The following is a 15,850-nucleotide window of genomic DNA, read 5'->3' as shown; positions in this document are numbered from 1 at the left end:
AACCGCTCAATGCCAAGAGGGCGTAGAGGCAACCGGTGGTGGCCGGAACATCCGCTTGGGCAGCGTATCCGGCCATGTTTGACCTGTCCTTGGCGTGTGCCGGGACACACCCCCCACTCGGTTGCGTATCTTTGTTCGGTTGTCATGTGCGCGGTTGTATACGGGGGTGGGGATCGTGTCGGATCTGGCGAAGGATGCTGCGTCGATGGCGAAGGGGTCGGCGGGGTTGCGGGGGGCGCCGCATCACACGGCGAAGCCGTTGCATGATTTCAAGGCGGCTTCGCATGATCTGTCGGCGTTGGGGGCGCTGGGTTCTTTGTTGAAGGCCACCGGGGACATCCGTGATGGCATGAACACTCTGTCCGCTCTGACGGAGAGCCTGAGCGAGGAGTGGAACGCGGAGGCGAAGCTGCTCGGTGAGGTGTCCGACGCGTTCGATCTGCTGGATGTGTTGCTGAGTGCGGCTGCCCGCGCGAAGAAGGGCTGAGCACGGTGGTTGATCTCAATCCGCTGCACTGGATCAGCAAGGCCAACCATGCCTTCGGGTCGACCATGGCCAGTGGCCTGGAGTTCCTCGGTATCACCGACCCGGCTGTCGATCCGGACGGGGTCCGGGAGATCGCGAAGCACTGGCGGGCCCTGGCCAAGGGTCTCGACGAGGCCGGCCATGCCGCAGAGCTGGCCCTGGCGGACGTGACCTGGGAAGGCGAGACCGCCAAAGCCTTTTCCAAGCGGGCGCGGGCGATGCGCAAGCACGCCACCGATATGGCGCACTCGTTGCGGGATGGTGCGACCGCGCTGGACAAGTTCGCGGATGAGGCGCATGAGCTGATCACGCAGATCGGTGTGATGCTCGCGGAGATCGCCGAGTTCGAGATCGCCGGCCTCGCCCTGTCCGTGTTGACCGCGGGCATGTCGGAGGTGGCCTCCACCCTGGTGGCGGGCGAGCGCGCGCTGAAGGTCATCGCGCTGGTTGCGCGGATCGAGGAGGAAGGCGGCGCGCTGGGCAGCACGGTGCGCACGGTGATGGAGGCGGTCCGTAACGTCGAGCGGGCGCTGAAGGCTCTCAAGGACATCAAGACCGTCGCGAAGGTCGGGAAACTCGCCGGTGAGGGCATGAAGTTCACCGCGTTCACGACCGCGCTCGAGGATCCCGGCGCGTTCAAGGACCCGGGGAAGCTCGCCAAGCTCCTCACCGAAGGTGCCGTGGCCGGTGTCGGTCTGGGGTTCCTCGGCAAAGCCCTCGGCAAGGGGCTCAAGGCTCTCAAGCCCGGCGAACTCGGCGACCTCGCGAAGGCGCTGAAACTCAACGGGTCCGGGCTGTCCCGGCTGAAGCTGCGGCCCTCGGAGTGGGAGAAGCTCCCCGCCTCCATCCGCAACATGTTCAAGGAGTGCAAGCTCGACCCGATCGACGTCGCCACGGGTGACATGCTGCTGCCGCAGACCGATGTCCAGCTCCCCGGCACCCTCCCGCTGATCCTTCAGCGCACCCACCTCTCCTCCTACCGGTGGGGCGGCTGGTTCGGACCCTCCTGGGCGTCCACCCTCGACCAGCGCGTTCAGGTCGACGATGAGGGGATCATCTACACCGCGCCCGACGGCGCCCGTCTCACCTACCCCCACCCCGATCCGGAGGATGGCGCACCAGTCTACCCGGAGACCGGGTCACGTCTGGCGTTGACCTGGGATACGGAAACCGATGGCGGTCTGCGTATCACCGATCCGGACACCGGGCTGGCCTACCTCTTCCACACCCCGCAGCCCACCGACGACGGCCATGCCATCGATCTGCCCCTGCAGGCCATCGTCGACCGCAACAACCAGCGCATCACCCTCCACTACACCGACGACGGCATTCCCACCGAAGTCAGCCACACCGGCGGTTACCGCATCGCCCTCGACCACCACCCCACCCAGCCCCGCATCACCGCCCTCCGCCTCATCGACCCCGACCACCCCGACGCCGCAGGCACACTCCTGCTCACCTATGGCTATAACCAGGACGGGCACCTCACCGAGGTCACCAACTCCTCGGGCCTGCCCCTGCGCTTCACCTACGACCCCCAAGGCCGCATCACCTCCTGGACCGACCGCAACGACACCACCTACGCCTACACCTACGACACACGCGGCCGCGTCATCCGCACCGACGGCACCGGCGGCTACCTCTCCGGCACCCTCACCTACAACGACACCACCCACACCACCACCGTCACCAACTCCCTCGGCTACACCACCCACTACGAACACAACGACGCCTACCGCCTCATCCGCGAAACCAACCCACTCGGCCACACCACCCACAAACTTTGGGACACCGACCACCAACTGACCGCCATCACCAACCCACTCGGCCACACCACCCACTACACCTACGACAACAACGGCCGGATGGTGGCTGTCATGCGCCCGGACGGCCAGGAGGTCACCACCGAGTACAACGAACTCGGCCTGCCCATCACGGTGACCGCACCGGATGGCACTGCCTGGCGGCAGGAATTCGACGAACGCGGAAAACGCACCGCTGTGATCGATCCAGCCGGGTCGATCAGTAAGTTCGCATACGACAAAGCAGGCGGCCTCGTGGCGGTCACCGACGCCGCTGGTCACGTCACACGAGTGCGCTGTGACCGTGCAGGACTGATCACCGAGATCGCCGACCCCCTCGGCGCTGTCACCCGCTATACACGCGGTACCTTCGGCCGGCCCACTTCCGTGACCGATCCCCTCGGCTCCACAACACGCCTTGAATGGACAGTGGAAGGCAAACCTGCCCGACGTACAGAGCCCGATGGCACCTGCGAGTCGTGGCAGTACGACGGTGAAGGCAACTGCGTCAGCCATACCAACGCTATGGGTGCTGTTTCCCGCTTCGAGTACACAGCATTCGACTTGACGTCGGCACGTATCGACCCGGACGGAACGCGCCATAACTTCAGCTATGACGCCGAACTGCGCCTCAATCAAGTCCGCAACCCCATGGGCCACACCTGGAACTACGCATACGATGCTGCCGGCCATCTGATATCCGAAACAGACTTCAGCAATCGCACCCTCACCTATACACATGATGCAGCGGGACATCTCACCACCCGCATCAACGCGCTCGGCCAGACCATCCGCTTCAGTCACGACCAACTCGGCCGGATCATTCATAAAGACGCCGACGGCCAGGTCACCACCTTCGCCTACACACCGTCAGGCCGAATAACCCAGGCCGTCTCCCCCGATGCCGTCCTGTCTCTGGAGCACGACTCCATGGGCCGCCTCCTGCACGAAACAGTCAACGGCCGAACCATCACCTACGAGTACGACGTCATGGGTCGGCGCACCACCCGGACCACACCCACCGGAGCAGCCAGCACCTGGAATTACGATGCGGCAGGCCATCGCACCCAACTCACCACATCCGGACGCACCATCAGCTTCGACCTCGATCTGGCAGGACGAGAGCTGAGCCGCCGGATCGGCGAGGCGGTGACCCTGGGAAACGACTTCGACAGACTCGGACGTCTGACAGCCCAGTCCGTCTCCAGCACCAACGGCCGAAGCATCCAGCGCCGTGACTACACCTACCGCGCCGACGGCAACCTCATCGGCATCAACGACCAGCTGAACGGCGCCAGCCAATTCACCCTTGACAGCGCCGGTCGCGTCACCACGGTCACAGCCCGAGGCTGGAGCGAGCACTACGCGTACGACGACGCGGGCAACCAGACCAGCGCCTCCTGGCCCACCACCCACCCAGGCCAAGAAGCCACCGGCCCTCGCGAGTACTCCGACACGCTCATCACACGTGCCGGAAACATCCGTTATGAACACGACGCCCAAGGCCGCGTCACCCTGCGCCAGAAGATCCGTCTCTCCCGTAAACCAGATACCTGGCATTACACATGGGACGCCGAAGACCGGCTGACTACCGTCATTACGCCAGACGGTAGCCGGTGGCACTACAAATACGACGCACTCGGACGCCGAACATCCAAACAACGCCTCGCCACAGGTACATCAGCCGTCGTCGAACACATCGACTTTGTCTGGGACGGCACCACACTCTGCGAACAGACCGGTACTAGTTCGGACTTCCCTAATCCAGTCAGCCTCACCTGGGACCACCAAGGCCAGCACCCCCTCGCTCAGAGTGAGCGTATCTGTGCATCGGACGCTCCCCAAGAAGAAGTCGACTCCCGTTTCTTCGTGATAGTCACCGACCTAGTAGGCGCTCCCACCGAACTACTCAACGAGAATGGTGAGATCTCCTGGCGCAAACGCAGCACGCTCTGGGGCAACACTGTATGGGCGGCAGACAGCAATGCGTACACACCTCTCCGTTTCCCGGGCCAGTATTTCGACCCCGAATCCGGACTACACTACAATTACTTCCGCTACTATAATCCTGAGTCTTCCCGCTACATCTCTCAAGACCCATTGGGCCTCTCACCGGCGCCCAATCCGACGACATATGTCCATAACCCCCAAACATGGATGGATATCCTTGGTCTCGGCCCTTGCCGAGTCGGAGAGACTATGGGCGATACGTCCAAATTGCAGGGGTGGATTCCAACTGAGGTCCCTGCAGAATCCAAGGCAGTTCTTCAGGATATCCGAGAATTTGGCGTTGAGGCACAAGGTGCGGGCCCACAGCTTATGGGGCCTTCAATCCCGCGCCCCTTCGCGAACAGTGGAAAGAATGGCGGCTATAAGCTTCCTGATTTTGACAGCTCAGGTAATCCAGTTCGCTACACCGAATGGGGAACGGTGCAATCATCACAGAATCCGAAGTGGGGTGGCGAGCGAGTCATTACCGGGTCTGACGGATCTGCGTACTACACTCCGACCCACTACCAAACCTATATTGTAATGGAGACTGGACGTTGAATGAAGCCAGTTGGTGGTCCGACTCTGCACCTTTGATGCAGACGGTGCCGAGCGATTCCATGGTTCTGACAGAGAAGGCGCTACCGCCTACGGGCTCCATCTTCGCAGCACGCATGAACGGCCGGGAGATGTCTGACGTGGACGGAGTATTCACGCAATTCTACGATAATTTGCGACTTCCGAATTATTTCGGCTGGAACTGGAATGCACTACGCGATTGCTTGTTCGACCTTCAGTGGCTTGATGCCACGAAATGTCTGGTAGTAATCGATGATTCCGAGTTTATTCTCACCGAGGATGCAGACGAGCGCAGCACCTTCTTCCAAGTCCTCTCAGACGCGACTGAGTATTGGGCGGTCAAGCCAGCGCTGACCGGGAGGCCAAAGACGTCTCTTAGGATCGTGCTCCTGTGCCAAATCGATGTGCGTAAAAGGCTGGATTCCGAAATTTCCGAATCGCAGTCAAGCCGATGAGGAAATGACCTCGCGACAGCCCATTTTGCGAAGCAAGGCGTGATCCACTACACAACCGGGGCCGCTCAGCGGCTCCTGTAATGGCTTTGCCATTTCGATCAGGAATCAGAATTCCAAGGATTGTCTTGGTGGGACTTTACATAATCTGCCGACGCCAGGATCCATATATGGGTCGACTCCTGGGGCGAGTCCTGTTTTGCCTGCGATGAACTTCGGTGGCTCGCGCTTGTCGCAGGCGCTGACGAAGTGAGCGGACCGATCCTCACGAGAGCGGCCGCCTGGAGCATGGCAGTTAAGGCGGAAAAGGTTTCCTGGTGAATCGCCGCCCCAGGCTGTCGCTGCGGCAGCCCCTTGCTCACGGCCGCAACGAGGACACGAGGCTCCGCATGTCCGCCGCACTGGCTGAACTCCTGATCGCCGCCCGCGCCATACTGGACGAGTATGTCGAACTGAGCATGCTGAACGACGTACCCGACGGGTACGAAGGCCCGCAACCCGTGGAAGCGCCCGCCAGTTACGGTTGACTTCTTGCAGAAGTCCAGTGGTGCGATCTGCGGGCGCCTGGTCCTGTTCGATGCGAACGTCGTCGCGGACTCGCAGTTCTATGCCGAGCCGACAGAGGGCACGGCGGTCCAATTGAATCGTGGCGACTGGTTCTGCTTCGGAAAAGCCAACGAAGATCCGCTGCTTCTCGAGCGTGCGACCGGCGCGGTCTGGGGCTTCCCGGATACGGGGGTCATCTGGTGGCAGAGCGAAGGGTTCGAGAAGCTCGCCGACATCCTCGACGGCTTTCTGCTCGACAGTGCCTGCGGCCACGGGTATCAGGAACTCACCGGCGCGGGATCCGAGGACCCGTGGGCGACGGTACTGCACCGCATGGGCCGTATCTGATCCCCGCCCCACCGACGCGGCGGACGGGAGAGCCACTCGCCCCGGTGGGGTGAGTGCGCCGGCGTCGTTGCCTTTGGAACGCGCTTCAAGGTGAGCAGTCTGTGCGCCGGGACGGTCACGACCTCCTCCATGCCCCCGTCGATCCCCCGCGCCACCACGGTGAACGATGTCCATGCACCCCGCTCGTCGGCTGTTCCGGCTGCCTGCGCGGGGGTTCCGGGTCGGGCTCGGGCGTACGCGCGGCGAGCTCGAGCAGCGAGGTGGGCTGTACCTTGACGGTGCGCGTGGGCTCCTCCCAGATCAGCGCTCCGTCGACAGCCAGCGGAACCGGGCCCCCGGAGGGCAGCCGCCGATCCAGGGCGTCGGCGAACGCCGACAGCGCCTCACCCAGCGAGGTCCAGTCGCTGAACGAGGGGGCGTACTCGTTGAAGTAGTCGCCCAGGCGCCCGTAGTCGTCACCCGCGCGGCACGTGACGAACAAGCCGTCCTGGGCGTCCCAGGCGATGCCATGGGTGATCAGCAGCCACTCGTGGCGCCAGTACGCGTTGAGCTCATCGTCGTCCTCGTCCTTGTCGTGGTACAGATCCTCGACATCCTCAGCGATGGACCGCAGGAACAGAGTGTTCTGCCCGATGCCGTCGACCCCGGCGAACGGGCCCTTCAGCGCGAACTCCGGTGCGCCCGCGTCCAGTTCGACGCCGTCGTGGCAGCGGAGCGAGGCCACGAGTTCGGGAGGGAGCGTCACCCCGAGCCGCCGCTCGGCATCCGCTATCTCGCCGGGGGACGCAGGTGGGCGCAGCCGTGCCCGGCTCAGCGGGGCGTGCTCCGCGAGCCAGGCATCGATGCGCGCCCAGGAGCTTTGTATCGGCAGGGGTCGGCTGCGGCAGGGGTCGACGTCATTCGATCACCTTAGGAGCGACCACTGACACCACCCATCGGCGATGGGTGCCGCGGATGACGTGCCTCCGGGCCGCGCGGAACAGGTGTCAGCCCTGGCGGCCGGGGAGCATGGCCAGGGCCTGGGAGCGCTGTGCGACAAGGTCGTCGTAGGTGCCGTCGCGCTCCGCCCAGCGGTGCATGAGGACGCCCTTCACGAGGATTTCGTGGGGGGTGGGTTCCGCTGAGAACAGTTGCATGACTTCGGTGGCGAAGTCGTCGAGCGGCAGCGCGTGCGGGTTCACCTTTTCCTGGCCTGCTGTGGCGACGGCCGGGGGGACGAGTTCGACGACGCTGACGCCGGTGCCATCGAGTTGCGCGCGCAGTGCCTCGGAGTAGGCGTGCACCGCCGCTTTCGATGCGGCGTAGGTGGGCATGGGCGGAAACGGCAGGAAGGCGATGCCGGAGGTGACGGTGACGAAGGTGCCGGCGCCGCGTTGGACCAAGTGCGGGGTGAACGCGTCGATGACCCGGATGGTGCCGACCAGGTTGGTGTCGATCGTCGTCTCTGCCGCCTCGAAGTGGCCGGGGTCGCGCAAGTCCTCCAGGAGCATGACGCCCGACATCGTCACCACGGTGTCCAGCTCGGGGTACCGGGCGAGTACGTCGTCGCGGGCACGTGCGACGGAGGCGCCGTCGGTGACATCGATGGCGAAGGTGCCGATGCCTTCGGCGGAAAGCTCGGAGAGCGCCCCCGAGCTGCGACCGCCGACGGCAACGGTGCTGCCTTCCGCGGTGAACCGCCGGGCCAGTTCTCGGCCGATACCAGAAGTTCCGCCGACGATGAAAACGGTGCGGTCGGAGAGATCCATGAGGTCTTCCCTTCAGTGCAGAGCACCGCCGGCGTTTCGGCCCGCGGCACTATTCAGCGATGATCTCTGTCCTTCTCGAACAGTGATGCCGCAAGTCTTGACGGTCTCCGCCGAGTGCGGCAGGGCCCCCTTCTTCCCTGGTCCTCTCAGGGCCCCCTCTGCGACACGTGCACCGCATTACGGTGTCGGTATGAAGGATGAGGAATCCGAGAACCGGCTCGGCAGCTACCTCCGCGCCCGGCGTGAGCTGGTCTCCCCGGCGCAGGCGGGGCTCCCATCCGGTGGCAACCGCCGCGTCCCCGGCCTGCGCCGTGAGGAGGTCGCCCTGCTCGCCGGCATCAGCCCCGATTACTACCTGCGCCTGGAGCGCGGCCGCGACAAGAACCCTTCGCCTCAGGTCCTCGAATCACTCGCGCGCGTCCTGCGTCTCGACGACGTCGAGCGCACGTATCTGCTCGGCCTTACGGCAACACGCCCCAGGGCGCCGCGCCGCAAGCGCCCCGAGCACGTCCCGGCACGGGTGCACCAGCTCCTCGCCCACCTCTCGATTCCCGCGTTCGTCGAAGGACGCGCCTTCGACGTCCTGGCCTCCAACCCCATGGCTGTCGCCCTGTCCCCGCGCCTTCGACCGGGCCAGAACCGGCTCCGTTCCTTCTTCCTCGATCCCGAGGAGCAAGCCTTCCACCAGGACTGGGCGCAAGCCTCCATCAGCTTCGTCGCCGCTCTTCGCACCACCGTCGGGGACGACACCGACAACCCCCGGTTCGTCGAACTCGTCGGAGAGCTCGCACTGTCCAGCCAGCGATTCCGCACCCTGTGGGCCCGACACGACGTCCGCAACCTCGACGGAGGCACCACCACCGTCCATCACCCCGTCGTCGGTGAACTACGGCTGCACCGCGACAAGCTCCCCATCGACGACGTCATCCTCGTCGTCTACTACCCCGACAAGGACAGCGACAGCGACGAAAAGCTGCACCTTCTCGCCGCGCTCTCACACACTGAACCCACCGGCACGGCAGCCGGCAGGCCGGCAGACACCCCGCCCCCGAAGACGACCTGACGCACACCGCCCGACGCACACCGGCGGTCCAGCGACGCAGCCGGAACAAGCGCGTCACGATGTCCGGATGTCCACCCTCCGCGGACCGGCTTCGAACGCTTCCGGTGCGGCCGGGTCTTCCTCGTCGGCGGCGTCCGGCGGCCTGCGGCCCTGCATCCCCCGGACGCCGTCGACGACGAATGAGCGGGTGCCGAGGCCCCCACCGGTGACACCGAAGGACGCTGCGTCGATGGCGAAGGGAACGGCGGGGCTGCGGGGCGCCGCATCACACGGCGAAGCCGCTACACGATGTCAAAGCCGCTTCATCTGATCGGTTCGCGCTGGGGTCACTATTCCTCGACGTACTGCGGTCCTGACCCGCCGGCAACCGACCCACCGCCACCGATGGGCCGGACCATCGGTGGCGGCAGGGGCAGCGGAGGGGGAGGCAGCGCGCCGGGCAACAGCCCCCAGGGCCGGGAGCCGCCCTGCGCGAGCAGCTCCTTGTCCTCGCCCACGACCACGGCTGAGCCGGTGGCCCTGAGCATGGGTAGATCAGAAATGTGGTCTCCATAGGCGACGCAGTCGTCGAGGGAGGCTCCGTAGCCCGCGGCGGAGAGCCGCACGGCATCAGCTTTGGCGTGACCGATCATGGGAGGACCCACGAGGCCACCCGTGTAGCGTCCGTTTACGATCTCCGGTGGAGTGCACCAGATGTCGTCGACCCCCGTATGCTCCGCGAGCGGGCCAAGACAGGCAGGGAACGATCCGGAGACCAGGACGGTCCGATTACCGTTCTCCTGGTGCCGGTGGAGAGCCGCGAGTACGTGGCCATTGAAAAAGCCACCGCGGCGCAGCTCGGCTTCGAACCACTCCTGAGCAATCCGGCTGACCGTTGTTGCTTCGGCGTTCCTGAAATTTTCGAAGTAGGCGAGGTTGGTCCTCTCGCGCGGAATGCCGATTGCCGTCATGGCGGCCAGCCGCCGGCGCCGGTGGTCGTACTCGTGTGCGCCATGTCCCTGAGCAGCCAGGTAGTAGCGCAGGAAGCGGAAGAGGGTCGTCTCCGCGGTGAGTGTGCCGTCAATCGGAGCACAGGGCGCGCCGAGTGGTACACCAGCGCCTCTCGGGCCCTGGCCGTCACGACCGGCTACTCCTCCACCATGGCCAATCAGCTCCTGCTGACTCTCATCGGACTCGCCGCTTGGCCCATCGCGATGCCTCAACTGGCCCAGTTCGCATTGACGGCCCAGGACGACGGCGATGAGGGGCAAGCCGACCTGCGCGAATTCTTGATCTCGTTCGCCGAACGTGGCACGGCTTGCTGACCGACCTCCCCGTTTCGCCTGCGGTCACCCGGCATCCCCGATCATCAAGTGCGGAGCAATCGGGGCGGTTTCCCTACCTGGCCATGCCGACGTGCCCCGTCGTGATCGCGCTCTCCAGGATCGCGCCGGGGCTACCCGCTGGGGCGGAGGGAACGTTCGGCAGCAGGTCGGCAGTGTGGGCACCTCGTTCCCCGCCAAGCCCCGTTTCCGCCCCTCGAATCTGCAGCCACCCAGGCGCGAGGTCGGGCACCCACACCGCTCGCGTGGCCCGCAGCGGTCCTCTGCTCCGCTGACGACTCGGGCAGTAGTGGGCGAGCGGACGAGTACGGCGCCAGCCGTACGACTGTCCACGACGACTGTGCCTGCGACCTGGCCTCCGCGGACCGCTGCGACTCCCCCGGCGGGCCGGCGCCGCCGCCGAGGCGGGCGACGATCCCGGTGCACAGCCCGATCACCACCACAGGAAACGCCAGACCGAGCACGACACCAGTTTCAGGATCCATCCCCCTGTCCGCATTCCGCTATGCGGAAGCCCTATTCCGCATAGCGGCAAGTCTAGAGAAGGTCGGCAACCAAGGCAACTGGCTATCCGCCCTGGCGGTGGCCGCCATGGGTTCGGTTTGTGTTGTTCCAGGCGATTCATCTGTCGCCTGGAAGCGGCGCGCAGGCGTCTTGCCCTTTACGGTGCGGGCAGCGGCCGGCGACCTGGTTCAGGGGCGTGTGCGTTGGTACGACGCGCTCGCGCCACAGCGGGAAGCCGGGTGGACGATGACGCCCGGTCAGGTCGTGTCGTTCAGCACGCGCAGGTGAGGGAACCGATCGGGGAGGTCAGCGGGTCGGCCGGCCGCTGCTCGATGCCGTTCGCCGTCTCGAGCGCGAAGCCTTCCCGGATCCAGTACTCGATGCCGCCGATCATCTCCTTGACCTGGTAGCCGAGCCGGGCGAGGGCGAGCGCCAGTTCGGTGCGCGGCTGCCTCCACCGATCGTCGGCCCCGTCAGGCCGCAGAACCGCGAGGAGGGCGCCGAACGTCAGCGAGCCGTTCCTCCATCCGCGCGAACCGGCCGCCGAGGCGGCGACGGTTCCAGAGCGCGAAGACGAACAGCGCCGCGCCGCCCGCGATGGCACAGCTGCCTGCCACCCAGGACCCGAGGATGAAGAACAGCACGGCCAGCAAAACCGTCATGGCCACCACCAGCGGTAAGCCCCAACGGCCGCTCCGCCTCAGCTGATTCGCTCGTGGTTCGATGAGCAGGCGCATGAACTCACGCTCCGCCGGGTCCTCGGGTACGTCCTCCTTCTGGATCCTGCGGTCGAGCGACGGCACCGCGTCGGGCTCGGTACCCACCGCACGCCCGTCCCTGCGACGTCGCACCAGGAACCACACGGTGCAGAAGACCGCGCAGAACAGCCCGCTGATCAGGGCCTCCACGGGCTTGTGCCCCCGGTGGATCACGAGTTGGACGCCCGTCCACACCACAAGCACCCACAGTGCCATCGCCCACCAGCGATTCGTCCAGCGCCGCCGAGCTGTCGGCTGTCCGCTGCTGCGCTCCCGGTATACCCGTGTCTTGAGCCACCGTGCCCACCTCCCGTAGCCAGGACGTTTCTCGCACACCCTCCGAATGCTGCGTGTACCCCGCATTCCGCGAACCGACCGCGGTCGGCGGAGGGCCGCAGCCCGGCATCGCGTACAGAAGCCGCGCACCGGCCGCCCCGCGTGCTTGATTCGAGCGCACTCGAAGGGGTTGGCTAGGACCTCATGAAGTACACGCAGCTTGGACGCACCGGACTCAAGGTCAGCCGACTGGTCCTCGGCACGATGAACTTCGGGCCTCTGACCACCGAGGCCGACAGTCACACGATCATGGACTCCGCGCTGGACGCGGGGGTCAACTTCTTCGATACCGCCAATGTGTACGGGTGGGGCGAGAACAAGGGGCGGACCGAGGAGATCCTCGGCACCTGGTTCGCGCAGGGTGGTGAGCGGCGCGACAAGGTCGTGCTCGCCACGAAGATGTACGGGAACATGGCCGCCTCGGGCGACGCCTGGCCCAACCACGACAAGCTCTCCGCGGTCAACATCCGCCGTTCCGTCGACGCCTCGCTGAAGCGGCTGCAGACGGACCACATCGACGTGTACCAGTTCCATCACGTGGACCGGAACACGCCGTTCGAGGAGATCTGGCAGGCGATCGACGTCCTGATCCAGCAGGGCAAGATCCTCTACGCGGGGTCGTCCAACTTCCCCGGCTACAAGATCGCTCAGGCCAACGAGCTGGCCGCCCGGCGCGGTTCGGTGGGTCTGGTCAGCGAGCAGTGCATCTACAACCTGATGGAGCGCCGCGCCGAGATGGAGGTCATCCCGGCCGCGCAGGAGTACGGCCTGGGTGTCATCCCCTGGTCGCCGCTGCACGGCGGGCTGCTCGGCGGTGCGATCCGCAAGGAGCGCGAGGGCAGCGGCTCGCGCGGCGCGACCGGCCGGTCGGCGGAAGCCCTGGCGGACCCGTCGGTGCGGGCGCAGATCCAGGCGTACGAGGACCTGCTCGACAAGCACGGTCTGGAGCCCGGCGAGGTCGGCCTGGCATGGCTGCTGACCCGTCCGGGGGTGACGGGCCCGATCGTCGGCCCGCGCACCGGTGAGCAGCTGGCCTCGGCGCTGCGCGCGGTCGAGCTGGAGCTGCCGGAGGCCGTCGTCTCCGGGGTCGATGAGATCTTCCCCGGTCCGGGCCCCTCGCCGGAGGCCTTCGCCTGGTAGGCGGAATCGCCGGCTGAAGCGGCCGTCGTGGGACTACTGTCCGACGGCGGCCGCCACCGCGACGACGACGAACAGCAGCACCAGCACGGCCGCCATGATCCAGTTACGGGTTTTCGGGTCCACGCTCCGAGGTTACGTGCCGCTCGCGAGCGGCCATGCGGCGACCACCTCGTACCGGGGGTCCGTCCCGCTGCGTACGAGCACCAGCTCCCGCACGGTCCACGGGTCGCTCACGTGGCCGGCCAGGGCGTCCGCGTACCGGCGCAGCCCGGTGGCGGTGCGGCGGGTGGCGAGGGTGAGATGCGGCACGTAGGGCCGGTACTCCTCCATGGCGATTCCGGCTTGCTGTGCGGCAGCCCTCGTGTCGGCGGCCAGCCCGGCCATGGCGGTCAGCTGTCCGCCGGCTCCCGCCCAGAGGACCTTGCCGCCGAAGAAGCCTCCTCCGGCGATGCTCAGCTCGAACGGCTCGTGGTGCCGGGCGGTGTGCGCGAGGCCGGCTTCGAGGGCCGGGATCAGGGTGTCGTCGACCTGGCCCATGAAGGCGAGCGTGTAGTGCCAGCCGGCCCTGCCGGTCCAGCGCAGGGTGTCGGCGCCGGGGAGCATGTGCAGCGTGGCCGTCACCCGGGCCAGTTCGTGGACAGCCTCGGGCGGCGGCAGCACGGCGGCGAACAGCTTCATGAGGCCAGTGTCCCTGGCCGGGCTCCGGCGTGATCCGGTCACCCTGCGTATCGTTGTACTGCGCGGCTGCCCGCACCCACGCGCGGCAGCGGGGAGGAGCGCCACGATGACCGTCGTCGACGACAGGATCGAGATGGCCGACACCAGCGATGAGCGCACTTTGGACAGCATGTTCGAGTGGCTCGAGCCGACCCCCGAGGGATACAAGGTCGAGATCGTCGGGGGGAACATTTTCATGTCGCCGCAGCGGAACACCCACGGGGACATCATCCTGGACATCGTCGAGCAACTGCGCGCCGTTTACCCCCGGAAGCGCGTGAAGTCCGACGTAAGAATCGATTTCCCGGGTCGGCTGAACGGCTTCGCCTCGGACGTCGTGGCTCTCGTGGACGGTGCTGCCAAGGATGCCAAGGGCTGCTGGCGCTACGAGGACATCGAGTTCGTCGCCGAGGTGGTCTCCAAGGACACCGCGCCGAACGATTACGGGCCGAAGAAAGATGTTTACGCCACTGCCGGCGTACCCGTGTACCTCGTCGTCGACCCCGTACAAGGGCGAGTGGTACCTGCACACTCTCCCGAAGGACGACGCGTACCACAGCCTGCTGACATTGGGCTTCGGCGTCCCCGTCGACCTCACCTCCACCGTCGTCGGCCTGACCCTGCAGACCGACGACTTCCCCCGCGACTGAACCCGGCGACAAGCCCGCTCACGCCGCCGTGGCCAGCTCCTCGCGCGGTACGAGGGAGACGTGCCGGCGTCCGCGGCGGAGGTCGACCTCCAGGCGGAGGTTGGCAGCGCGGGCCAGCATCAGGCCGACGCCCATCGCCGCGGCCGCGCAGATCGCGCCGCCGAGCGTGAAGCTGATCCGTACCCCGTAGGTGTCGGTGAGCCAGCCGAAGAGCGGGCCACCGAGCGGGGTGCCGCCGGTGAAGACCATCATGAAGAGGCTCATCACGCGGCCCCGCATCTCCGGGTCGGTGCCCATCTGGACCGACGAGTTGGCGGTGACGTTGACCGTCAGGCCGACGACGCCGATGACCGCGATCATCGGGGCGAACACCCAGACCGACGGCAGCCACGCGGTGATCACCTGGAGCGTGCCGAAGCAGATCGCGGCGCCCACCAGGATCCGCAGCCGTGATGTGCCGCGGCGGGCCGCCAGCAGGGCGCCGACCAGGGAGCCGACCGCCATCAGCGTGTTGAACAGGCCGTACATGCCCACGCCGCCGTGAAAAGTGCCGTTGGCGAAGGCGCTCAGCCAGATGGGGAAGTTGAAGCCGAAGGTGCCGACGAAACCGACCAGGACGATCGGCCAGATCAGGTCGGGGTGCTTGGAGACGTAGTTCAGGCCCTCGCGCAGCTGGCCCTTGCCGCGCGGTCTGCGCGGGCTGTGGTGCAGCTCGCGGGTGCGCATCAGCAGCAGGCCGGTGATCGGTGCGAAGAAGGAGAGACCGTTGGCGAGGAACGCCCAGCCCGGGCCGACGGCCGCGGTGAGGACACTCGCGATGGCGGGGCCGAGCAGCCGCGCGGACTGGAAGTTCGCCGAGTTCAGGCTGACGGCGTTACGGACCTGGTCCGGGCCGACCATCTCGGAGACGAAGGACTGGCGGGTCGGGTTGTCGACGACCGTGACCAGGCCGGTGAAGAAGGCGGTGAGGTAGACGTGCCAGACCTCGACATGACCGGTGAGGGTGAGCACGGCGAGGAAGAGGCCGCCGAGGCTCATCGCACCCTGGGTGCAGAAGAGCAGGCTGCGCTTGGTGAAGCGGTCAGCGATGACGCCGCCGTACAGACCGAAGAGCAGCATCGGCAGGAACTGCATGGCCGTGGTGATACCGACCGCCGCCGAGGATCCGGTGATGCTGAGCACCAGCCAGTCCTGGGTGATGCGCGCCATCCAGGTGCCGGTGTTGGACACCACGGCGCCGGTGGCGAAGAGCCGGTAGTTACGGATCTTCAGCGAGCTGAACATCGAAGTCCGGGCAGGGGTCTCTTGGGGTGCGGGGGCGGAGTCTGCTCCGGGTCCCGAACTCAACAGTGGTCGCCTCCTGGGCGTAG

General features: G+C 66.1%; 14 protein-coding genes and 2 pseudogenes. 9 read left to right on the top strand and 7 right to left on the bottom strand.

Annotated features, from left to right (window positions below; translation table 11 throughout):
* Positions 1 to 175 precede the first annotated feature (175 nt).
* The 5 genes from AB0M87_RS26390 (at position 176) to AB0M87_RS26370 (ending at position 6,242) form a co-directional block, all read left to right on the top strand.
* Positions 176 to 487 carry a hypothetical protein gene (locus AB0M87_RS26390; RefSeq protein WP_365857081.1) on the top strand — a complete coding sequence of 104 codons (312 nt, stop codon included), beginning with the start codon at positions 176 to 178 and terminating at the stop codon, positions 485 to 487.
* Between the two features lie 5 nt (positions 488 to 492).
* A complete protein-coding gene (locus AB0M87_RS26385; protein WP_365857079.1) occupies positions 493 to 4,878 on the top strand; it encodes a DUF6531 domain-containing protein in 4,386 nt (1,461 codons plus the stop codon).
* Complete coding sequence (locus tag AB0M87_RS26380) at positions 4,875 to 5,351, top strand: barstar family protein (RefSeq protein WP_365857077.1); 477 nt, start codon at positions 4,875 to 4,877, stop codon at positions 5,349 to 5,351. Before AB0M87_RS26385 ends, AB0M87_RS26380 begins: the two co-directional genes overlap by 4 nt.
* Before the next feature lie 314 nt (positions 5,352 to 5,665).
* The gene (locus AB0M87_RS26375) at positions 5,666 to 5,875 is read left to right on the top strand and encodes a hypothetical protein (RefSeq protein ID WP_365857075.1); all 210 of its coding nucleotides are present in this window, start codon (positions 5,666 to 5,668) and stop codon (positions 5,873 to 5,875) included.
* Positions 5,876 to 5,879: 4 nt separating this feature from the next.
* The gene (locus tag AB0M87_RS26370) at positions 5,880 to 6,242 is read left to right on the top strand and encodes a hypothetical protein (protein WP_365857073.1); all 363 of its coding nucleotides are present in this window, start codon (positions 5,880 to 5,882) and stop codon (positions 6,240 to 6,242) included.
* Positions 6,243 to 6,357: 115 nt separating this feature from the next.
* Here the strand turns inward: AB0M87_RS26370 and AB0M87_RS26365 are convergent, their stop codons facing one another.
* Positions 6,358 to 6,987 (bottom strand): SMI1/KNR4 family protein, encoded by a 630-nt coding sequence (locus AB0M87_RS26365; protein ID WP_365857071.1) that lies wholly within the window; start codon positions 6,985 to 6,987, stop codon positions 6,358 to 6,360.
* 241 nt (positions 6,988 to 7,228) lie between these two features.
* Positions 7,229 to 7,990 carry an SDR family NAD(P)-dependent oxidoreductase gene (locus tag AB0M87_RS26360; RefSeq protein WP_365857069.1) on the bottom strand — a complete coding sequence of 254 codons (762 nt, stop codon included), beginning with the start codon at positions 7,988 to 7,990 and terminating at the stop codon, positions 7,229 to 7,231.
* A 190-nt stretch (positions 7,991 to 8,180) separates the two neighbouring features.
* On the opposite strand from AB0M87_RS26360, the gene AB0M87_RS26355 reads away from it, so the two are divergent.
* On the top strand, positions 8,181 to 9,053 hold the full coding sequence (locus tag AB0M87_RS26355) for a helix-turn-helix transcriptional regulator (protein WP_365857067.1): 873 nt from the start codon (positions 8,181 to 8,183) through the stop codon (positions 9,051 to 9,053).
* 329 nt (positions 9,054 to 9,382) lie between these two features.
* Here AB0M87_RS26355 and AB0M87_RS26350 read toward each other — a convergent pair whose 3' ends face one another.
* The 3 genes and pseudogenes from AB0M87_RS26350 to AB0M87_RS26340 all read right to left on the bottom strand — a co-directional run bounded on the left by AB0M87_RS26350 (position 9,383) and on the right by AB0M87_RS26340 (position 11,853).
* Positions 9,383 to 10,255 (bottom strand): HAD-IB family hydrolase, encoded by an 873-nt coding sequence (locus tag AB0M87_RS26350; RefSeq protein ID WP_365857271.1) that lies wholly within the window; start codon positions 10,253 to 10,255, stop codon positions 9,383 to 9,385.
* A gap of 895 nt (positions 10,256 to 11,150) precedes the next feature.
* Positions 11,151 to 11,335, bottom strand: a pseudogene (locus AB0M87_RS26345) (rhodanese-like domain-containing protein); the annotation flags it as partial.
* 17 nt (positions 11,336 to 11,352) lie between these two features.
* Positions 11,353 to 11,853, bottom strand: coding sequence for a hypothetical protein (locus tag AB0M87_RS26340; RefSeq protein WP_365857065.1), 501 nt, complete (start codon positions 11,851 to 11,853; stop codon positions 11,353 to 11,355).
* Between the two features lie 264 nt (positions 11,854 to 12,117).
* Here AB0M87_RS26340 and AB0M87_RS26335 point away from each other — a divergent pair, with 264 nt between their 5' ends.
* A complete protein-coding gene (locus AB0M87_RS26335) occupies positions 12,118 to 13,113 on the top strand; it encodes an aldo/keto reductase (RefSeq protein WP_365857063.1) in 996 nt (331 codons plus the stop codon).
* A gap of 132 nt (positions 13,114 to 13,245) precedes the next feature.
* On the opposite strand, the gene thpR is transcribed toward AB0M87_RS26335, so the two are convergent.
* Positions 13,246 to 13,791, bottom strand: coding sequence for an RNA 2',3'-cyclic phosphodiesterase (gene thpR / locus AB0M87_RS26330; RefSeq protein ID WP_365857061.1), 546 nt, complete (start codon positions 13,789 to 13,791; stop codon positions 13,246 to 13,248).
* On the opposite strand from thpR, the pseudogene AB0M87_RS26325 reads away from it, so the two are divergent.
* Positions 13,715 to 14,335 (top strand): annotated as a pseudogene (locus AB0M87_RS26325) (Uma2 family endonuclease); the annotation flags it as partial. The gene thpR and the pseudogene AB0M87_RS26325 sit on opposite strands and share 77 nt — an antisense overlap.
* Positions 14,289 to 14,480 (top strand): hypothetical protein, encoded by a 192-nt coding sequence (locus tag AB0M87_RS26320; RefSeq protein ID WP_365857291.1) that lies wholly within the window; start codon positions 14,289 to 14,291, stop codon positions 14,478 to 14,480. The pseudogene AB0M87_RS26325 and the gene AB0M87_RS26320, both read left to right, overlap by 47 nt.
* A gap of 18 nt (positions 14,481 to 14,498) precedes the next feature.
* Here the strand turns inward: AB0M87_RS26320 and AB0M87_RS26315 are convergent, their stop codons facing one another.
* Entirely contained in the window at positions 14,499 to 15,827 is a 1,329-nt protein-coding gene (locus AB0M87_RS26315) for an MFS transporter (RefSeq protein WP_365857059.1), read from the bottom strand.
* Positions 15,828 to 15,850: the final 23 nt, after the last annotated feature.

It is taken from the genome of Streptomyces sp. NPDC051320, from assembly GCF_040682175.1.
In the GTDB taxonomy this organism is placed as follows: domain Bacteria; phylum Actinomycetota; class Actinomycetes; order Streptomycetales; family Streptomycetaceae; genus Streptomyces.
The sequence above is the reverse complement of the archived record's forward strand: the minus strand, read 5'-3'. Positions and strand labels throughout refer to the sequence as shown.